The organism is Sphingomonas sp., assembly GCF_035714405.1.
Classification (GTDB): Bacteria; Pseudomonadota; Alphaproteobacteria; order Sphingomonadales; family Sphingomonadaceae; genus Sphingomonas.
Genome location: NZ_DASTMA010000026.1, coordinates 18,961 through 37,171, shown reverse-complemented (window position 1 = coordinate 37,171; position 18,211 = coordinate 18,961). Strand labels below are relative to the sequence as shown.

Here is an 18,211-nt window from a genome sequence, read left to right as displayed (position 1 = left end):
CTCGCGCCGGAGGTGCTGTGATGGCTGCTACCGCCAAGCCGAAGATGCGCATCAAGAAGGGCGATCAGGTCATCGTCCTGTCGGGCAAGGACAAGGGCAAGACCGGCACCGTGACGGTTGCCATGCCCAAGGATTCCAAGGTGATCGTCGGCGGCATCAACGTCGCGACCCGCCACAAGAAGCCGAGCCAGACCGATCCGCAGGGCGGCCTGGAGAAGATCGAGGCTCCGATGCACGTCTCCAAGGTGGCGCATGTGGTCGACGGCAAGCCGACCCGCGTCCGTTACGAGGTGCAGGACGGCAAGAAGGTCCGCGTGGCCGTGAAGACGGGAGCGAAGATCGATGGCTGATGCAGTTTACAAGCCGCGCATGCGGGGCATGTACGACGAGACCATCGCCAAGGCGATGACCGAGAAGTTCGGCTACAAGAACGTCAACGAGGTGCCTCGGCTCGACAAGATCGTGCTGAACATGGGCGTCGGCGAGGCGACTCAGGACAAGAAGAAGGTCGATCAGGCCGCGTCCGAGATGGAGCTGATCGCCGGGCAGAAGCCCGTCGTCACCAAGGCGAAGAAGTCGATCGCGCAGTTCAAGCTGCGCGAGGGCATGCCGATCGGCGTCAAGGTGACGCTGCGTCGCGAGCGCATGTACGAGTTCCTCGACCGCTTCATCACGATCGCGCTGCCGCGTGTCCGCGATTTCCGCGGGCTGAACCCGAAGAGCTTTGACGGCCGCGGCAACTATGCCTGCGGCATCAAGGAGCAGATCGTGTTTCCCGAGATCAACTATGACCGCATCGACAAGGTGCGTGGCATGGACGTGATCGTCACCACCACGGCGAAGACCGACGACGAGGCACGCGAGCTGCTGCGCCTGTTCGGCTTCCCCTTCCCGCAGGACGAGACGGCCGAAGAGCCGCAGCGTCAGGCCGCGTAAGCGATAGATAGAGAGAGCTTAAGTCCATGGCGAAACTGAGTTCCATCAACAAGAACAACAAGCGGCGGGCGATGGTGAAGCAATATGCTCCCAAGTTCGCCAAGCTGAAGGCGCAGGCGAACGACAAGTCGCTCGACGAGGGCGAGCGCCTGATCGCGCGGCTGAAGATGGCCGAGCTGCCGCGCAACGCGAACCCGACGCGGATCCGCAACCGCTGCGAGCTGACCGGGCGTCCGCGCGCTTATTACCGCAAGTTCCGTCTCGCCCGCGTGATGCTGCGCGATCTGGCCAATAAGGGCCTGATCCCCGGTGTCACGAAGTCGAGCTGGTAAGGACTGTATAGATGGCAGTGACCGATCCCCTGGGTGACCTGCTCACCCGCATCCGCAACGGCCAGCGCGCGAAGAAGGACTCCGTCCTCTCGCCGGCGTCCAAGCTGCGCGTCAACGTGCTCGATGTGCTCCAGCGCGAAGGCTATATCCGTGGCTATTCCGAAGAGCAGATGGGCCCCGCCGCGGGCGTGCGCATCGAGCTGAAGTATTTCGAGGGCCAGCCCGCGATCAAGCATGTCGCGCGCGTGTCCAAGCCCGGCCGCCGCGTCTATTCGGGCAGCCAGGAGCTGCCGCGGGTGATGAACGGCCTGGGCATCACCATCGTCTCGACGCCGCGCGGCGTGCTCTCGGATGCCGAAGCACGCGAGCAGAATGTCGGTGGCGAAGTGCTGGCGGAGGTATTCTGATGAGCCGCATCGGCAAAAAGCCGGTTCCCGTACCGGCCGGCGTGACCGCGACGATCGACGGCGGGCAGCTGAGCGTCAAGGGCCCCAAGGGCACCCTCAGCCTCGTGCTGCGTGACGAGATCCGCTACACGGTCGAGAACGACGGCATCTCGGTGCAGCCGGCGAACGACACCAAGCAGGCGCGCGCCTTTTGGGGCATGCAGCGGACCCTGGTGCAGAACCTGGTGACGGGCGTGACCGAGGGCTTCACCAAGAAGCTGCTGATCACCGGCGTCGGCTATCGCGCCGCGGCGCAGGGCCGCAACCTGAAGCTGCAGCTCGGCTATAGCCACGACGTCAACGTCGACGTGCCGGAAGGCATCGAGGTGAAGACGCCGGACGCGACCACGGTCGAGATCAGCGGGTCGGACAAGCAGAAGGTCGGCCAGCTGGCCGCGGAGATCCGTCGTTGGCGCAAGCCCGAGCCCTATAAGGGCAAGGGCATCAAGTATGACGGCGAGTTCATCTTCCGCAAGGAAGGGAAGAAGAAGTGAGCAAGCATCTTTCGCTTTTCGAGAAGCGCCGCCGCCGCAACCGGACCGCGCTGCGCGCCCGGGGTGGCCTGCGTCCGCGCCTGAGCGTCCATCGCTCGGGCAAGCACATCTATGCGCAGATCATCGACGACGAGGCGGGCCGCACACTTGCGGCCGCGTCGACGCTGGCCGGGCATGAGGGTGCGACGAGCAATGTCGGCGCCGCCACCGAGGTCGGCCGCCGGGTCGCCGAGGCCGCCAAGGCCGCCGGCGTGACGCAGGTCGTGTTCGATCGCGGCGGTTTCCTGTTCCACGGTCGCGTCAAGGCGCTGGCCGAAGCCGCGCGCGAAGCCGGTCTGGAGTTCTAAACAATGGCTGATACCAACGATATCCAGTCGCAGCCCGGCGCTCCCGCCGCGGTTGAGGCTCCCGCCGGCGATGCCGGCGCTAACACCGGTGGCAACACTGGTGGCGGTTATCAGGGCGGCGGTGGCGGCGGCTACCAGGGCGGCGGCGGCGGTCGCGGTCGCGGTGGTCCCGGCGGCGGCGGCGGTGGTGGCCGCGGGCGCAGTGGCCCGGGTGGCAACAACCGTGGTGGCGCCGGGGGCAATCGCGGGCGTGACAATCGCGGCCGTGGCCCCGGCAGCGACGATGGTGGCGAAGAGCTGATCGAGAAGCTCGTGCATATCAATCGCGTGTCCAAGACGGTGAAGGGCGGCAAGCGCTTCGGTTTCGCGGCATTGGTCGTGGTGGGTGACGGCAAGGGCCGGGTCGGTTTCGGCCACGGCAAGGCGCGCGAGGTGCCCGAGGCGATCTCCAAGGCGACCGCGGCGGCCAAGAAGGCGATGGTCCGCGTGCCGCTGAAGGAAGGCCGCACGCTGCATCATGACGGCAACGGCCACTTCGGCGCGGGCCGGGTGACGCTGCGCGCGGCGCCGCAGGGGACCGGCATCATCGCCGGCGGTCCGATGCGCGCGATCTTCGAATCGCTGGGCGTCGCCGACGTGGTGACCAAGTCGGTCGGCACGTCCAACCCCTACAACATGATCCGGGCGACCTTCCAGGCGCTGGGCGATCAGACCAGCCCCAAGGCGGTGGCGCAGCGGCGCGGCAAGAAGATCGCCGACCTGCTCGGCCGCGGTCATGGCGCCGATGCGCAGACGGCCGAGGCGGACGCCGCCGCGGTCGTGGAGTGAAGATGATGGCTACGATCAAGATCAAGCAGACGGGCTCGCCCATCCGCCGCACCGCCGACCAGCGCGCGACGCTGGTCGGGCTGAAGCTCAACAAGATGCACCGGGTGTCGGAGCTGGAGGACACACCCGAGGTCCGCGGCATGATCCGCAAGGTCCAGCACATGGTCGAAGTGCAGGAGGGCTGAGCCCACCGGCATGTCGGCATAGGGAGCGGCGCGGGCTGGAAAGCCCGCGCCGTTTGCGTGTCAGCGGTGCTGCAGCCGATGGATGCCGCCGAGGATATCGGCCGCCGCCGCCTCCGGCGTGAAGGGGGCGATCACCGCCAGGCAGGACTCTGCGCTCGGCGCTTCGTCGCCCGCGAGCGAGGCCATGCCTCGCTGCAACGCGGCTTGGTCCACGGGGTCGAAGGCAATGCCGCTGAGCCCCGGCTTGACCAGCTCGGGCAAGCAGCCGCAGCGCTCGCTGACGAGCACCGGGCAGCCATAGGCAAGCGCCTCGTTGACGACCAATCCCCAGGGTTCGCGCAGGGACGGCAGCACGAGGGCGGTGGCGCGGAGGTATTCGTCCGCTAGCGCGTCTTGGTTCACGCCCCCCACGAACGTCACCGTTTCGGCGATGCCCAGCATTTCGGCCTCTTGGGCAAGCTGGCCCTGCAGCGGGCCGGCCCCGACCAGACGCAATCGCGCGCTCGGCTGGTCGGCGAGCAGTCCCGCAAAGGCTCGGAGCAGGCGCGACAGGTTCTTCTCGGGCGCCAGCCGACCGACATAGAGAAAACTGGGGTGAGGGCTGCGCGACCGCGCGCGCAGCGTGGGCACCGCGTCGGCGTCGTAGCCGTCGGGAAGTGCCGCTGCCTGACACCGTTGCACCAGCGCGTCGGGCCGGGCCCCGAAGTGGAGCGCCATCGCTTTTGCGCGTTCTCCATAGCAGAAGATCAGCCTGCAGCGACGGAAGAAGAAGCGTTTCAGAGCAGCGCGCAGCCGCCCCGGCCGACTCTCGCCCAACGTCGAATCGCAGAACACGCCACGCGCCTTGCCGCGCAGCATCAACGCGATCAGCTGCGCCCAATCCTGCGCGGACGCATAACCGGCGATGATCGTGAAGTCGCTTCGATCGGTCAGGCCACGCCAGAAGAAATACGGCACCGATCGCCAGCGCGGGACCGCGTTCAGCGGGCCGGGGTACAAGAGTTCGAACGGATAGCGATGATAGGAGAGATCCACCGCTCCCAGCCCGACGCGATCGCCGTCGGTTTCGGCCATCTGGACGAAGTGCACGAGGTCGCCGGACGCCTGGGCCTGTTGGTGCACGGCGGAAAAGACGCGGCCCTTGTAGCGCGACCAAAGCACGTTGTGCCAGATATCGATCTTCATCGCGACGTCAGCCCTTCAGCGCGGCGCGAGCATGATCGGCGATCGCATGGCGGAAGTCTGTCCATTGCCATTTCCCCGCCGCGCCATGGATAGTGGTTCGGTCCAGTTGCCCCGCCAGCGCCGCGTGGCGCGTCGTCGTCAACGCCGCGCAGAGTGCCGTCAGGTCGCCAGCGTCGATCAGCGTCGCCGCCTCGGCCGGGAGCGCCAGGTCCGGTAGTCCGGTATTCCCAGTACCAATGATGTGGCAGCCCCGGGCAAGCGCCTCAAGGTACACCAGTCCGAACCCTTCAAGCAACGAAGGCATCACGAACACGTCCGCTTGATTATATAGCCGCTCGAGCGATGCCCGATCCTGCCGCCCGAGCAGTCGAATCGAGGGATCGGAGATCATCTCCTGAATGCCGGGATCTATGTTGTAGCAGACCAGCGTCAGCCGCGCGTCGGACATGTCGCTCGCCTGCCACGCCTCGATCAGATGATGCAGTCCTTTGCGCTGGACGCCTTGCCCGACGAACAGGAACTCCGCGCGTCCGCTTCGCGGCATGACGATGGGGGGAGGCAGCGCCGCGATGCCATAGGGAATTACCGTGATACGCTCGGGCGGGCAGCCGTCGTGCTCGAGCGAACGGCGTGTCATCGCGCTGGCGCATACCACTGCATCCGCGCGCTTCCATGCGTCGTTCCGGCGCGATTGCGACAATGCCGCACGCTCCGGCTCATACGACGATCGGGTCTGCGGGTTGCGGGCATGATCGCCGTCGAGCAGCTCGAGCGACAATGGCGGCAAGGGATGGTATTCAAACACCACCCGCCGAGTACCGGGTGCGATCGACCGCTCAGGCGGCAAGTGAGGGGCGTAGCAATAGAGGTGCGCGTTCGCCCGGCGCGCGACCCGCCCAGCACTGTCGGCGAGCAGACGATCGGTAACCGGAAAGATGCGGCGCATCGGCAGGCGTAGCGACTGCGCCGCCGATTGCAGGGCGAAGCTCAAGGGCGCGTTGCGGGTGACCGTCGCGGGCAGGCCGGGGGTTCTTCGGTGCCGCAGCGCGCCCGGCAACCACGCGGGCGCTGGTTCCGGCGCATAATAGTCGGTCACGAAGCACTTCAGCAGGCCCGCTTCGTACAAGGCCAACGGCACCTGATAGTCGTCGCGTCCGCGATTGATCGCGCAGACATAGCCGTCGGGCATGGCGGGGATAAACCAGTCTGAGATGTTGACAGGAGCGCTACAGGTCAGAGCGCTAGCGGGGGCGGCACGCGATGGCTAGGGGTGACAAGCCGCGTGAGCTCCGCTATGCGCCGCCGCTTCCATTCACCTGCGCGACCACAGCGAAAGCGAGTGCTATCCCATGAAACTGAACGAACTCCGCGATAACGAAGGCGCCCGCAAGTCCAAGATCCGCGTCGGACGCGGCATCGGCTCGGGCAAGGGCAAGACCGGCGGGCGTGGCCAGAAGGGCCAGAAGAGCCGCGAGGGCGTGTCCATCGCCGGCTTCGAGGGCGGCCAGATGCCGCTCCACATGCGGCTGCCCAAGCGCGGCTTCAACAACATCTTCGCCAAGGACTATGCCGAGGTGAACCTGGGCGCGATCCAGAAGGCGGTCGACGCGGGCAAGCTGACGGCGGGCGCGAGCCTGGACCACGATGCGCTGAAGGCCGCAGGGCTGGCGCGCGGCGGCAAGGACGGCGTCCGGCTGCTCGGCAAGGGCGCGCTGACCACGGTCCTGACCTTCACCGTCGCCGGCGCGTCCAAGGGCGCGGTCGAGGCGGTCGAGCAGGCGGGCGGCACGGTCAACGTGATCGAGCTGGTCTCCGCCGCCGACAAGGCCGCCGCCAAGAAGGGCGTGAAGTACAAGGAGCGGCAGGCGCACAAGGCCTCGTTCAAGGCCTGAGCCGCCTCTATTAGACATGGCGTCATCGACGCCTATATGAGCGGCGGGGCAGGCTAGAGCGCGCTCCGCCGTTCACGTTTCCAGGACATTTCATGGCATCCGCAGCCGACCGACTCACCCTTGGCCTAAGCCCCGGCAAGCTGGGGCAGGCGACCGACCTGAAGAAGCGGCTGTGGTTCACGATCGGCGCGCTGATCGTGTTCCGCGCCCTGTCCTATGTGCCGCTGCCGGGAATCGACCCGACCGCGCTGGGGCTGCTCGCCAACCAGACGCAGGGCGGCGTGCTGGACTTCTTCAACACCTTTTCGGGCGGTGCGCTGGAGCGGATGAGCCTGATCGCGCTGGGCGTGATGCCGTACATCACCGCCTCGATCGTGGTGCAGCTCGCGACCTCGCTGTCGCCGCAGCTCGCCGCGATCAAGAAGGAGGGCGAGAGCGGGCGCAAGCGGTTGAACCAATATACCCGCTACGGCACCGTGCTGCTGACCGCGATCCAGGGCTATTTCATCGCCGTCGGACTCGAGACGCTCGGCGCCAGCCAGAACATCCAGGCCGTAATTGAGCCGGGGCCGCTGTTCCGCGTCGCCTGCGTCATCTCGCTGATCGGCGGCACCATGTTCCTGATGTGGCTGGGCGAGCAGATCACCAGCCGCGGCATCGGCAACGGCGTGTCGCTGATCATCATGGCCGGCATCGTCGCGCATCTGCCGACGACGCTGTACCAGCTGCTGGAGAGCGCGCGGTCGGGGCAGGGCAATGTCGGCGGCGTCCAGCTGGTCGGCATCATCGTCGCGGTGGTCGCGCTGATCCTGTTCATCTGCTTCATGGAGCGCGCCCAGCGGCGCATCCTGATCCAATATCCCAAGCGCCAGACGCAGCGCGGCATGCAGGCGGAGCGCAGCCATCTGCCGCTCAAGATCAACACCGCCGGCGTGATCCCGCCGATCTTCGCCTCGTCGCTGCTGCTGATGCCGCTCACTGTGTCGCAGTTCGCGGGCCAGCGGGTCGCCGGCGAGAGCGCCTGGGGCGACTTCATCCTGTCGCTCAACCAGTGGCTGCAGCACGGCTCGCCGATCTACATGGGCCTGTATGCCGCCGGCATCATCTTCTTCTCGTTCTTCTACACCGCCGTGGTGTTCAATCCGGAGGAGACCGCGGATAATCTGAAGCGCTACGGTGGCTTCATCCCCGGCATCCGGCCGGGCAAGAACACCGAGACCTATTTCGATTATGTGCTGACGCGCATCACCGTGATCGGGGCGGCGTACCTGACCATCATCTGCCTGTTGCCCGAATATCTGGTGACCGCGCTCAGCATCCCCTTCTATCTGGGCGGCACCAGCCTGCTGATTGTGGTCAACGTGACGATGGACACGGTGACGCAGATCCAGAGCCATCTGCTGGCGCACCAATATGGCGATCTGATCAAGAAGGCGAAGCTCAAGGGCGGACGCCTCCGTTAATTACCGTCACGAACGACTATAGGGGAGCGTTCGCGTGAACATCATTCTTCTGGGGCCGCCGGGCGCGGGCAAGGGCACGCAGGCGAGCCGGCTGGTCGCCGACCGCGGCATGGTGCAGCTGTCGACCGGCGACATGCTGCGCGCCGCGGTCAAGGCGGGGACGCCGGCGGGGCTGAAGGCCAAGGCGGTGATGGCGGCTGGCGAGCTCGTTTCCGACGGGATCGTCTCCGCGTTGATCGGCGAGCGACTGGATGAGGGCCAGACGGGCACGGGCGTGATCTTCGACGGGTTCCCCCGCAACGGCGAGCAGGTCGAGATTCTTGACCAGCTGCTGGCGGAGCGCGGGCAGCGGCTCGACCGGGTCGTCGAGCTGACGGTGGACGAGGGTGTGCTGACCGAGCGGATCGTCGGCCGCTTCACCTGCGCTCAGTGCGGCGAGGGGTATCACGACCGCTTCAAGCAGCCGGCGGTGCCCGGCACATGCGACGTGTGCGGCTCCGTCGAGTTCAAGCGCCGCCCCGACGACACCGCCGAGACGATCGCAACGCGCATGGCGATCTATCGCGGCGAGACCGCCCCGATCCTGCCGCTCTACGAAGCCCGCGGGCTGGTCCATCGTGTCGACGGCATGGCGGAGATCGAACAGGTCACCGCCGCGATCGAAGCGGCGCTGGACGGGTAGGTCGCGGCGGGGCGCATGTGGTAGGAGTGGGCAATGACCGTCGAGCAGCCGATCGTCCGACCATCCGAACCCGTCCGTCACAAGATCACCGTGGCGGAGTTCCTGGCGCTCAACGAAGCGGGGTTCTTCGAGGACCGCGGCGTCGAGTTGATCGACGGGGAGATCTACGAGATGAGCGGGGTGTACCTGGCGCATGGCCGCACGATGACCCAGCTTATGATTTCCATCGGGTGGGCGGTGGAGACGTTCGGCGGAGGTCTCGAGGCCACAGCGCCTGTGTCTGCGCATCTGGATGATGTCAGCTTGCCGGAAGCAGACATAGCCATCTCCGCGTCCGGAGGTGGCGACAAGTTTCTGGCGCCGGAGCATGTGCGCATTCTGGTCGAGGTGTCGTCGAGTTCGCTCCCCCACGATCTTGGCCCCAAGCTTCGCCTCTACGCCAAGAGGAGCGTCCCGGAATACTGGGTAGCGGACGTGAACGCGCGCCAGATCATCCGCTTTCACGCGCCCGAAGGTGAGGGCTATCGCGAGCGCGCGACCTTTGCGTTCGGCGAGCCGGTGCCGTCCGCCACCATCGCCGGGTTGACGGTGGATACCGCGCGGCTGGCCTGACGGAACGTCGCTGCCCACCCTCGGGGACTCGGGCACACGCTTTGCCGCGTTTTTGGTTCCGCTCGGCTGTTGACAGTGACCGGGGCCGGGCCTAACTGAAGCTACCCCGAAGCACCGGTTTCCGGCGGCGCAGTCTTGCGTACGCCGCTATCGTGCGTTTCGGATTTAACGCGATGAGATGGGCGTACCGTGCTGCCATGCCGGGCCCGTGGAGCTAGGAGAACAAAGTTCATGGCACGTATCGCCGGGGTCAATATCCCGACCAACAAGCGCGTGGTGATCGCGCTGACCTATATCCATGGCATCGGCCCGACCAAGGCCAAGGCCATTACCGAGAAGCTGGCGATCGCGCCCGAGCGCCGCGTCCAGGACCTGACGGACCATGAGGTCCTGCAGATCCGCGAGGCGATCGACGCCGATCATACGGTCGAGGGCGACCTGCGCCGTGAGACGGCGATGAACATCAAGCGCCTGATGGACCTCGCCTGCTATCGTGGGCTGCGGCATCGTCGCGGCCTCCCCGTCCGTGGCCAGCGTACGCACACCAATGCGCGCACCCGCAAGGGCAAGGCCAAGCCGATCGCCGGCAAGAAGAAGTAACGCGAGACGATAAACAGCCCGGCGGGCTGTTTTCGCACGCGGTACTCCGCCGGAGGCTCTCGCTCTCCGAGACAGATATTCTAGGTCAGGAACGAACCGACCATGGCTCAAGCACCCCAGCGTATTCGCCGTCGCGAGCGCAAGAACATCACCGCCGGCGTGGCGCACGTCAATGCCAGCTTCAACAACACGATGATCACCATCACCGACGCGCAGGGCAATGCCATCAGCTGGTCCAGCGCCGGCATGATGGGGTTCAAGGGGTCGCGCAAGTCGACGCCGTACGCGGCCCAGGTCGCCGCCGAGGACGCGGGCAAGAAGGCGGCTGAGCATGGCGTCCGGACGCTCGAGGTCGAGGTCAAGGGGCCGGGTTCGGGGCGTGAGAGCGCGCTCAGGGCGCTGCAGGCCGTCGGCTTCCAGATCACCTCTATCCGCGACGTGACCTCGATCCCGCACAACGGTGTGCGCCCGTCCAAGCGGCGCCGGGTCTAAATACCTTTCGGTCTCGGCGGACGCGCCGGGCCCTTTCATATCTCGGCCGGAGGCTCCCCTTCTCTGGCCCAACACCGGGGACTAACCTTGGCCGTCAACGCAAAGAACTGGCAAGAACTCAAGAAGCCGAACGCGCTCGAGAAGAAGTCGAGCGGCGGTGACGGCAAGCGCCGCGCGACCTTTGTCGCCGAGCCGCTGGAGCGGGGCTTCGGCCTGACGCTGGGCAATGCGCTGCGCCGCGTGCTGCTGTCCAGCCTGCAGGGTGCCGCCGTCACCTCCATCAAGATCGAGAACGTGCTGCACGAATTCTCGAGCCTGGCGGGCGTGCGCGAGGACGTGACCGACATCGTCCTCAACGTGAAGCAGATCGCGATCCGCATGCAGGGCGAAGGCCCCAAGCGGCTGCAGCTGTCCGCCACCGGCCCGGCCACGGTCAAGGCCGGCGACATCGCGGTGTCGGGCGACATCGAGATCCTCAACAAGGACCTGGTGATCTGTCACCTCGACGAGGGCGCGACGCTCAACATGGAGCTGACCGCCGATATCGGGAAGGGCTATGTTCCCGCGACCGCCAACCGCCCGGCCGACGCGCCGATCGGGCTGATCCCCGTCGACGCGCTGTATTCGCCGGTGCGCCAGGTCAGCTACAAGGTCGACCCGACTCGCGTCGGCCAGGACCTCGATTATGACAAGCTGACCCTAACGGTTGAGACCGACGGCACCGTCACGCCGGACGACGCGGTGGGCTATGCCGGCCGCATCCTGCAGGACCAACTGGCGCTGTTCGTCCAGTTCGACGATTCGTCGATGCCGCGCTCCGCCCCGATCGGGCAGGCGGCGATGCCGGTCTCGTCCAACGAGCCGGTCGGCGATACGCAGCAGATCAACCGCTACCTGCTCAAGAAGGTCGACGAGCTGGAGCTGTCGGTGCGCTCGGCGAACTGCCTGAAGAACGACAACATCATCTATATCGGCGATCTGGTCGGCAAGACCGAGGCCGAGATGCTGCGGACGCCGAACTTCGGCCGCAAGTCGCTGAACGAGATCAAGGAAGTGCTGTCGTCGATGGGGTTGCGGCTGGGGATGGAAATCCCGGGCTGGCCGCCGGAGAACATCGAGGAAATGGCGAAGAAGCTCGAGCAGGAGATTATGGGCTGATTTCGCATCGACGTAAGCGCGCTTACGTCGAAGACGAAATCAGCCGGCCGACGGGCGGGGAAGCGGCGCAAGCCGCGACACCGACCCGGTCGACGAGGGCCTCGGCGAAAGCCGGGGCCTTTTCTGTTTTGACGGAGGTCTTGCTTTCGGGCGCGGGCGGGCCGCGCCCTCGGGCGAAGGCGCGTTAGGTGCGGCTCTGCCGCGGCGTGTTGCGACCGCTGACCACGATCAAGGGCGCGAACTTGGCCAAAAGTACAGGGGCCGGAGGTTGCGCCGAGTCATTAGCCTCGCCGCACCTAGACCCTCACCTCGGCGGGGTAGATGGTCGTGCTTACGCGGCGGGACGGATACTACTGTGCTGGGTGCGGTTGACTTTTCGGCGCAGTTCCGCTCTAGGCGCGGGTACTGGGCGGGTTCCTTCCGCCTGGCTCGGCGTACCTGATCCGGCGCCGGGACGAACCTGAAAGGACTTCCCCATGCGTCATCGCGTCGGCGGCCGTAAGCTGCAGCGTACCTCCGCCCACCGCCAGGCCCTCTTCCGCAACATGGCGGCGGCGCTCATCAAGCATGAGCAGATCACCACCACCGTCGCCAAGGCCAAGGAGCTGCGGCCCTATGTCGAGAAGCTGATCACGCTGGCCAAGAAGGGCGGGCTGTCGAACCGCCGCCTGGCGCATGCGCGGCTGCTCGACGACGCGCAGCTGACCAAGCTGTTCGAGGTGCTCGGCGCCCGCTACGCCGACCGCAACGGCGGCTACACCCGCGTCATCAAGGCCGGCATCCGCGCCTCCGACGCCTCGCCGATGGCGGTGATCGAGTTCGTCGATCGCGACGTCAGCGCCAAGGGGCAGGACTCCGGGCCGGTGATGAGCGACGAAGACGAGTACGACCTCGCCGCCTGATCCTCCCATACCAATGCGATAGGGCCGCCCTGGCGACGGGGCGGCCCTTTTCGTTTCGGCCGGCGTGAGGAATCTGAACCTATGTCAGTGCTCGGGGGTTGAGCGCTTCGCCCGGCGAGTTGCGACCTGTGCGCGGGCGGGTAGGCATTAGGAGAGATATCATGAGCGACAATGATTTCAACCGCACGACGGCCGGCGCCCTCGACGGCCGCGATGACCCCAACCGCGGGCCTCTCGACCGCGCGGCGAACGTCGTGACCGGCGGCAGCGGCGGCGTCGGCGGCGCGATGCATCACGACGATCCCAACCGGGGCCCGCTCGATCGTACCGCCAATGCCCTGGACGGGCATGACGACCAGAGCCGCGGCATCTTTGACCGTACCGAGAACGCAGTTTCGGGCGGCACCGCCGGTTCGAGCTATGGCGCGACGGGTAGCGGCAGGGTGATCTCCGCCGCGTTCGACAGCCAGGACGAGGCCGAGCGCGCCGTCGCGGAGCTGCGCCAGGCGGGCGTCGGCACCGGCTCGCTGTCGATCATCGCGCGCAACCGCGGCACCACCACGGCGCGCGACGGCGGGGGCGAGGTGACTGACGAGCATCACAGCAACGTGCTGCGCGGTATTCTGGGCGGCGGCGCGCTAGGCGCAGGCCTGGGCGTAGCGGCGCTGGCGATCCCCGGCGTCGGACCGCTGGTCGCGGCCGGCGCGATCGCGGCTTCGGCCGTGCCCGAAGCGATCGCGATCGGCGCGGCGGTCGGTGCCGCGGCAGGTACCTTCAACGAGGTCCTGCTCAAGCACGGCATCGATGAAGAGGACGTCTCCTATTATGGCGACCAGATGAAGCGGGGCGGCGTACTCGTGACCGTCAGTCCCGGCGCCGGCGTCGACGCCAGCCGTGCCCGCGACATCCTGTCGCGCAACGGCGGCCACACCGCCTCGCAGGCGCGCGTCACCACCGCCTGACACCCGCCTGCGTGACAGGCGACGAAAAGGGGCCGCTCCGGCGACGGAGCGGCCCCTTCTTTGTGGCTGGAGGCCGCCGACGGACGCGGCAAGCCTCTCCGTGATGTCGGTCTAGAAACGGATGCCGAGACCGCCGACGACGCGGTGACGATTGAAGTCGATATCGAACCCGGCATCGTTCTGGGTCGAATATTTCGTGTAGTTGTACTCGACCTTGCCGTAGAAATTGCCGCTGAAGCCGACCTCGGCACCGGTGCCGAGATGGAAGCCGTCGACGTCGCCCGACTCCTCGAAATTATCGGCCGGAAAAGCGGTGTCCTCGTAATCGACCTTGAGCTCGCCGTTCGAGTAGCCGCCCTTGACGTAGAACAGCGACAGGCCGGCCCAGCTGCCGCCCGCGCGGACGCCGGCGGTGATGTTGCGGCCGGCTTTGATGCAGGCGGACTCGGTGCCGTCCCGCGCGCAGACCTTGGTGCTGGCGCCATCGGCGCCGGCATAGGCACCGAGCACCAGGCCGCCGTCGGTGCGGATGTCATAGCCGATCTCGCCGCCATAGGTGACGCCGCTCCGCTTGACGGTGTCGCCATCGACGCCGAGCACGATGCGGTCCCAGCCGGCGGTTGCTTCGATACGGGGGCCGGACATGGCCGCCGGGGCCGGTTCCGACTGCGCGAACGCCGGCGTGGACGCGAAGGCCGCAGCGACAGCCGCGACAGCAACGAACTTATGCATTCTTCCTCCTGGACCCTGTCTGGGTGAGGAAGGCCTAAGCTCAATAGGTTAGCAAGCCATCAACGATATCCGCGAAATCGCGGGTCAGGCGTTGCCGCAGCCCGTTCGATCGTCACTGGCCGGTAGCGCGGCGCGCCAAGCCGGCGACGGGCACGTCGTGCAGGACGCGGTAGCGGGCCTCGATCAGGCTGAAGAGCCCGAAGCCGAGCAGGCCGAGCGCGATGACGATGTCCCAGGGGCTGGACAGCCAGGCCAGCGCCTCCGCCATGCCGCCGGCCTCGCTCGCCTGCTCGTCGAGTCCGGCGCGGAACAGGAAGAAACCGGTGATGAGAAAGACGAGCCCACGCGCGGCATAGCCCGCCCGTCCGCTCCAACGCGCCCAGGGCTGTTGCGCGACGGCGGGTTCGAGGTAGCGGAGGAACGTGCCCTTGGCGGCCTTGATCAGCTGGGCGACGCCGACGCCGGCGAGCACCGCGGCGCCGATCAGCACCAGCACCGGCCCGCCGGGTAGTTCGAGCGCGGTCTGCGTGCCTTCCTGCGTGCCGCCGCCGCCGCCGCTGCTCACGCCCTGGATCAGGCGTACCGCCTGCCAGGCGAGGAAGCCGTGGACCACGCCGCTGGCGCCGGCGGCGAGCCGCTCCAGCGCACCCTTGCGGTCCGAGCCGTGTCGCTCCAAGTCAAAGGCGGCGTCGGCGAGCCGCCACAGGCCATAGGCGGCGAGCCCCGCCGCCATGACGCCGAGCAGCAGCCGCCCGCCGCCCTCGCCCAGCACACGCAGCGCGCCGGCGGGATCCTCGGCCCGACCGGTGCGGATCACCAGGAAGGCGATGACCAGGTAGAGCAGCCCGCGCGTGGCGAAGCCGATGCGGGTAAGCGTGGTGAGCTGGGCGCTGGCGTTCATGGAGCCTCCTGTTGCGCGCAGGGAACGGTCGCGACAGGCGTGTCGTTCCGTGGGCGGAACGGAAGCCGGACCGGCTCATCGCGGGCGCGGGCTGTGCCGGCAATCCGATCGGGGGAAATCCGCCACCATGGCAAAATCACCGAGCGCGTCGCGGATGCCGTGCCTATGCCGAGGTCACCGCGGCCTTGTCGCTGCCGATCAGGCCGCAGGCTCGCGGCGGCGGATGCGCAGGGCGGCAAGGCTGGCAAGACCGGCCAGCGCGGGCAGGAAACCGACGCCGGCGAGTGGACCGGGCGCGGCCGGACCGTTGGAGACGATGCTAAAGGTGCCGCCGCGATCGGCGGCCGACGACCCGAACAGCGTGAACGTGCCTGGACTGAACTGCGGCGCCGCGGTCGATCCGGTAAACAACTGCGGGCCAGAGTTGCTGGCGCGCCGTGCGTTCCGGTAATCGGTGTAGAGGAATCCACCCGCATTATCGGCGGTATAGAACTGGACCGCGTCGTTGAACGTGCCGTCCGCCGACGGGAGCTGCTCGATGCGGAAGAAGCCGGAATCGTTGAACAACGGCGCGGGATTGCTGTCCAAGGCGAAGCTCAGCACCCGGCCGTTGACCTGGCTATAGGTGAACGTCAGCGGCTCGGCAGCGGCGCTCGCGGCGAGCATCGTCGCGGCGAGACACGCCGCAGCCAGTTTTTTCCGCATCCATACCCCCCGGTTGGCTCCGCTCGGAACCCTTCTCGCCGGCGGCCAAACCCCGGATCGGGTGGCAAGCCAATGTGAAGGTTAAGAGATTGCCGGAGACATGCCGTAACCGGTCCGGCCATGGTCGAGGGCTTCGCCGCTGCTTTGCGCAGGCGAGCGGGCGGGGCTAGGGATCGCAGGCATGGACCATGTACAATCGATCCTCATCGTCGACTTCGGCTCGCAGGTCACGCAGCTGATCGCGCGGCGGGTGCGCGAGGCGGGCGTGTATAGCGAGATCGCGCCGTTCACGACCGCCGCGGAGGCGTTCGCGCGGTTGCGGCCGCGCGGGGTGATCCTGTCGGGCTCGCCGGCGTCGGTGGTGGACGCAGGCTCGCCACGCGTGCCGGACGCGATCTTTGCCAGCGGGTTGCCGATGCTGGGCGTCTGTTATGGCCAGCAGGTGATGACGCAGCAGCTGGGCGGCGCGGTGGTGCAGGGCGATGCGGGCGAGTTCGGCCGCGCCTTTCTGCAGGTCGGCGAATCCTGTGCGCTGTTCGACGGGCTGTGGGCCGAGGGCGAGACGCATCAGGTGTGGATGAGCCATGGCGACAAGGTGACCACGCTGGCGCCGGGGTTCCGCCCGGTCGCGTCGAGCGCAGGCGCACCGTTCGCGGTCATCGCCGACGACGCGCGGCGCTATTACGCGATGCAGTTCCACCCGGAGGTGGTGCACACGCCGGACGGCGGCCGGCTGCTCGCCAATTTCGTGCGCCATGTCTGCGGCTGTGCCGGCGACTGGACGATGGCGGAATATCGCGCCGCCAAGATCGCCGACATCCGCGCGCAGGTGGGAAACGGAAAGGTGATCTGCGGCCTGTCCGGCGGCGTCGATTCCGCCGTCGCCGCCGTCCTGATCCACGAGGCGATCGGAGAGCAGCTGACCTGCGTGTTCGTCGATCACGGCCTGTTGCGCAGCGGCGAGGCGGATCAGGTCGTCAGCCTGTTCCGCGGCCATTACAACATCCCGCTGGTGCATGTGCAGGCCGAGACGCTGTTCCTGAACGGCCTCGCCGGCGTCACCGACCCGGAGGCGAAGCGCAAGTTCATCGGCAAGACCTTCATCGAGGTCTTTGAGAATGAAGCGAAAAAAATCGGCGGGGCGGCGTTCCTGGCGCAGGGGACACTGTACCCCGACGTGATCGAGAGCGTCAGCTTCACCGGCGGGCCGTCGGTGACGATCAAGAGCCATCACAATGTCGGCGGCCTGCCGGAGCGGATGAACATGGCGCTGGTCGAGCCGCTGCGCGAGCTGTTCAAGGACGAGGTGCGGGTGCTGGGCCGCGAGCTGGGGCTGCCCGATGCGTTCGTCGGGCGGCATCCGTTCCCGGGACCAGGGCTGGCGATCCGGATTCCCGGCGAAGTGACCAAGGAACGCTGCGACACGTTGCGAAAGGCGGACGCCATCTATCTGGAAGAGATCAGGAACGCCGGCCTGTACGATGCGATCTGGCAGGCGTTCGCGGTGCTGCTGCCGGTGCGCACGGTGGGGGTGATGGGCGACGGGCGGACCTACGACAACGTCCTGGCGCTGCGGGCGGTGACCTCGACCGACGGGATGACCGCGGAGTGCTTCAGCTTCCCGGGCGACTTCCTGCCGCGAGTGGCGACGCGGATCGTCAACGAGGTGCGAGGGATCAACCGGGTGGTGTACGATTACACCAGCAAGCCGCCGGGGACGATCGAGTGGGAGTGAGCAGGACTCACAGACGCGCGGGGCGCGTCCGCGGCTTGTTCACTCGGCGGCGCGAGCCGCTGCTGGCGGGGAATCGCTAGCGCGGGGGCGCCTCCGGCTCCTTCTCAAAGCCCGGGTGATGCGGCGTGCGCGAGCGGCGTACGGCTGCGGCGGCCGGACGGCCGCGGGTCGGCGCTGCTCCGTGAGCCCTCGTCGGGCGCCAACAGCCAAGCTTCTGCGTGCGCGTCGCACTCGAACAGGCGCGCCTGCATGCCTTGCGTCGCGCGCTTTATCTGCATGCGGGCAAGCGACTTCGACACCACGAAGGCGATGCGCCTCGACGCCACGGCGGGGTCGTTCATGCGGGCCTGGAAGCCGGCGACGCTGACCTGGGGCTGGATCTGCATCGCGCGCATGTCGACCAGCGTGACATGCTGGTTGGGCGGGCATTTCAGCTGAGCGTAGGCCGCGCCCTGGGCGCTTGCGAACTCTTCGATGTCTCCAGGCGTGAAAAAGCCGCCCATCGTAATCCGCACGAGGCTTTGGATCGGGTCGATATCGAACGAATAATAGGCTGACATGCCCCCGGAGTATCGGTGCAGTGTTTGAAAAACGATGAAGGGAAGCGGCGGCTTGGTTGACC

The 18,211-nt window shown here is 67.1% G+C and carries 24 protein-coding genes; 18 read left to right on the top strand and 6 right to left on the bottom strand.

Translation table 11 applies throughout. The annotated features are described in order from the left end of the window. Positions 1–44: 44 nt before the first annotated feature. Genes rplX through rpmD form a run of 8 tightly spaced genes read left to right on the top strand, consistent with a single transcriptional unit; the run spans position 45 to position 3,568 of the window. Positions 45–350 (top strand): 50S ribosomal protein L24, encoded by a 306-nt coding sequence (gene rplX / locus VFQ64_RS14690; protein ID WP_325104096.1) that lies wholly within the window; start codon positions 45–47, stop codon positions 348–350. Continuing rightward, positions 343–936, top strand: coding sequence for a 50S ribosomal protein L5 (gene rplE, locus VFQ64_RS14685; RefSeq protein WP_325104094.1), 594 nt, complete (start codon positions 343–345; stop codon positions 934–936). Before rplX ends, rplE begins: the two co-directional genes overlap by 8 nt. Positions 937–962: 26 nt before the next feature. Continuing rightward, on the top strand, positions 963–1,268 hold the full coding sequence (gene rpsN / locus VFQ64_RS14680; RefSeq protein ID WP_325104093.1) for a 30S ribosomal protein S14: 306 nt from the start codon (positions 963–965) through the stop codon (positions 1,266–1,268). A gap of 11 nt (positions 1,269–1,279) precedes the next feature. Continuing rightward, a complete protein-coding gene (gene rpsH, locus VFQ64_RS14675) occupies positions 1,280–1,675 on the top strand; it encodes a 30S ribosomal protein S8 (RefSeq protein ID WP_325104092.1) in 396 nt (131 codons plus the stop codon). Further along, on the top strand, positions 1,675–2,208 hold the full coding sequence (gene rplF / locus VFQ64_RS14670; RefSeq protein ID WP_325104091.1) for a 50S ribosomal protein L6: 534 nt from the start codon (positions 1,675–1,677) through the stop codon (positions 2,206–2,208). Before rpsH ends, rplF begins: the two co-directional genes overlap by 1 nt. Next, positions 2,205–2,555, top strand: coding sequence for a 50S ribosomal protein L18 (rplR, locus tag VFQ64_RS14665; RefSeq protein WP_325104090.1), 351 nt, complete (start codon positions 2,205–2,207; stop codon positions 2,553–2,555). Before rplF ends, rplR begins: the two co-directional genes overlap by 4 nt. Positions 2,556–2,558: 3 nt before the next feature. Continuing rightward, complete coding sequence (gene rpsE / locus VFQ64_RS14660; RefSeq protein WP_325104089.1) at positions 2,559–3,383, top strand: 30S ribosomal protein S5; 825 nt, start codon at positions 2,559–2,561, stop codon at positions 3,381–3,383. 5 nt (positions 3,384–3,388) lie between these two features. Next, complete coding sequence (gene rpmD / locus VFQ64_RS14655) at positions 3,389–3,568, top strand: 50S ribosomal protein L30 (RefSeq protein WP_325104095.1); 180 nt, start codon at positions 3,389–3,391, stop codon at positions 3,566–3,568. 60 nt (positions 3,569–3,628) lie between these two features. Here the strand turns inward: rpmD and VFQ64_RS14650 are convergent, their stop codons facing one another. Next, entirely contained in the window at positions 3,629–4,753 is a 1,125-nt protein-coding gene (locus tag VFQ64_RS14650) for a glycosyltransferase (RefSeq protein WP_325104088.1), read from the bottom strand. Positions 4,754–4,760: 7 nt separating this feature from the next. After that, a complete protein-coding gene (locus tag VFQ64_RS14645) occupies positions 4,761–5,942 on the bottom strand; it encodes a glycosyltransferase family 4 protein (RefSeq protein ID WP_325104087.1) in 1,182 nt (393 codons plus the stop codon). A 160-nt stretch (positions 5,943–6,102) separates the two neighbouring features. Between VFQ64_RS14645 and rplO the strand changes: the two genes are divergently transcribed. The 9 genes from rplO to VFQ64_RS14600 all read left to right on the top strand — a co-directional run bounded on the left by rplO (position 6,103) and on the right by VFQ64_RS14600 (position 13,516). After that, the gene (rplO, locus tag VFQ64_RS14640) at positions 6,103–6,645 is read left to right on the top strand and encodes a 50S ribosomal protein L15 (protein ID WP_325104086.1); all 543 of its coding nucleotides are present in this window, start codon (positions 6,103–6,105) and stop codon (positions 6,643–6,645) included. A 92-nt stretch (positions 6,646–6,737) separates the two neighbouring features. Then, positions 6,738–8,108, top strand: a complete 1,371-nt coding sequence (gene secY, locus VFQ64_RS14635; RefSeq protein WP_325104085.1) for a preprotein translocase subunit SecY — start codon at positions 6,738–6,740, stop codon at positions 8,106–8,108. 34 nt (positions 8,109–8,142) lie between these two features. Next, on the top strand, positions 8,143–8,790 hold the full coding sequence (locus VFQ64_RS14630) for an adenylate kinase (RefSeq protein WP_325104084.1): 648 nt from the start codon (positions 8,143–8,145) through the stop codon (positions 8,788–8,790). Positions 8,791–8,823: 33 nt separating this feature from the next. Further along, positions 8,824–9,402, top strand: a complete 579-nt coding sequence (locus VFQ64_RS14625; protein WP_325104083.1) for a Uma2 family endonuclease — start codon at positions 8,824–8,826, stop codon at positions 9,400–9,402. 231 nt (positions 9,403–9,633) lie between these two features. Then, the gene (rpsM, locus tag VFQ64_RS14620; protein WP_325104082.1) at positions 9,634–10,002 is read left to right on the top strand and encodes a 30S ribosomal protein S13; all 369 of its coding nucleotides are present in this window, start codon (positions 9,634–9,636) and stop codon (positions 10,000–10,002) included. Positions 10,003–10,104: 102 nt separating this feature from the next. Next, on the top strand, positions 10,105–10,494 hold the full coding sequence (gene rpsK, locus VFQ64_RS14615) for a 30S ribosomal protein S11 (RefSeq protein ID WP_019516037.1): 390 nt from the start codon (positions 10,105–10,107) through the stop codon (positions 10,492–10,494). A gap of 87 nt (positions 10,495–10,581) precedes the next feature. After that, positions 10,582–11,652, top strand: a complete 1,071-nt coding sequence (locus VFQ64_RS14610; RefSeq protein WP_325104081.1) for a DNA-directed RNA polymerase subunit alpha — start codon at positions 10,582–10,584, stop codon at positions 11,650–11,652. Between the two features lie 476 nt (positions 11,653–12,128). Further along, on the top strand, positions 12,129–12,554 hold the full coding sequence (gene rplQ, locus VFQ64_RS14605; RefSeq protein ID WP_325104080.1) for a 50S ribosomal protein L17: 426 nt from the start codon (positions 12,129–12,131) through the stop codon (positions 12,552–12,554). Between the two features lie 161 nt (positions 12,555–12,715). Next, positions 12,716–13,516: a hypothetical protein gene (locus VFQ64_RS14600; protein ID WP_325104079.1), complete on the top strand. Its 801-nt coding sequence runs from the start codon at positions 12,716–12,718 to the stop codon at positions 13,514–13,516. Between the two features lie 111 nt (positions 13,517–13,627). On the opposite strand, the gene VFQ64_RS14595 is transcribed toward VFQ64_RS14600, so the two are convergent. The 3 genes from VFQ64_RS14595 to VFQ64_RS14585 all read right to left on the bottom strand — a co-directional run bounded on the left by VFQ64_RS14595 (position 13,628) and on the right by VFQ64_RS14585 (position 15,854). Continuing rightward, positions 13,628–14,248, bottom strand: a complete 621-nt coding sequence (locus tag VFQ64_RS14595; protein ID WP_325104078.1) for a porin family protein — start codon at positions 14,246–14,248, stop codon at positions 13,628–13,630. Positions 14,249–14,360: 112 nt separating this feature from the next. Then, positions 14,361–15,149 (bottom strand): DUF1206 domain-containing protein, encoded by a 789-nt coding sequence (locus tag VFQ64_RS14590; protein ID WP_325104077.1) that lies wholly within the window; start codon positions 15,147–15,149, stop codon positions 14,361–14,363. Between the two features lie 198 nt (positions 15,150–15,347). Continuing rightward, complete coding sequence (locus VFQ64_RS14585) at positions 15,348–15,854, bottom strand: hypothetical protein (RefSeq protein ID WP_325104076.1); 507 nt, start codon at positions 15,852–15,854, stop codon at positions 15,348–15,350. Between the two features lie 181 nt (positions 15,855–16,035). On the opposite strand from VFQ64_RS14585, the gene guaA reads away from it, so the two are divergent. Beyond that, complete coding sequence (guaA, locus tag VFQ64_RS14580) at positions 16,036–17,589, top strand: glutamine-hydrolyzing GMP synthase (protein ID WP_325104075.1); 1,554 nt, start codon at positions 16,036–16,038, stop codon at positions 17,587–17,589. Between the two features lie 104 nt (positions 17,590–17,693). Here guaA and VFQ64_RS14575 read toward each other — a convergent pair whose 3' ends face one another. Continuing rightward, positions 17,694–18,149 carry a hypothetical protein gene (locus VFQ64_RS14575; RefSeq protein ID WP_325104074.1) on the bottom strand — a complete coding sequence of 152 codons (456 nt, stop codon included), beginning with the start codon at positions 18,147–18,149 and terminating at the stop codon, positions 17,694–17,696. Between the last annotated feature and the right edge of the window lie 62 nt (positions 18,150–18,211).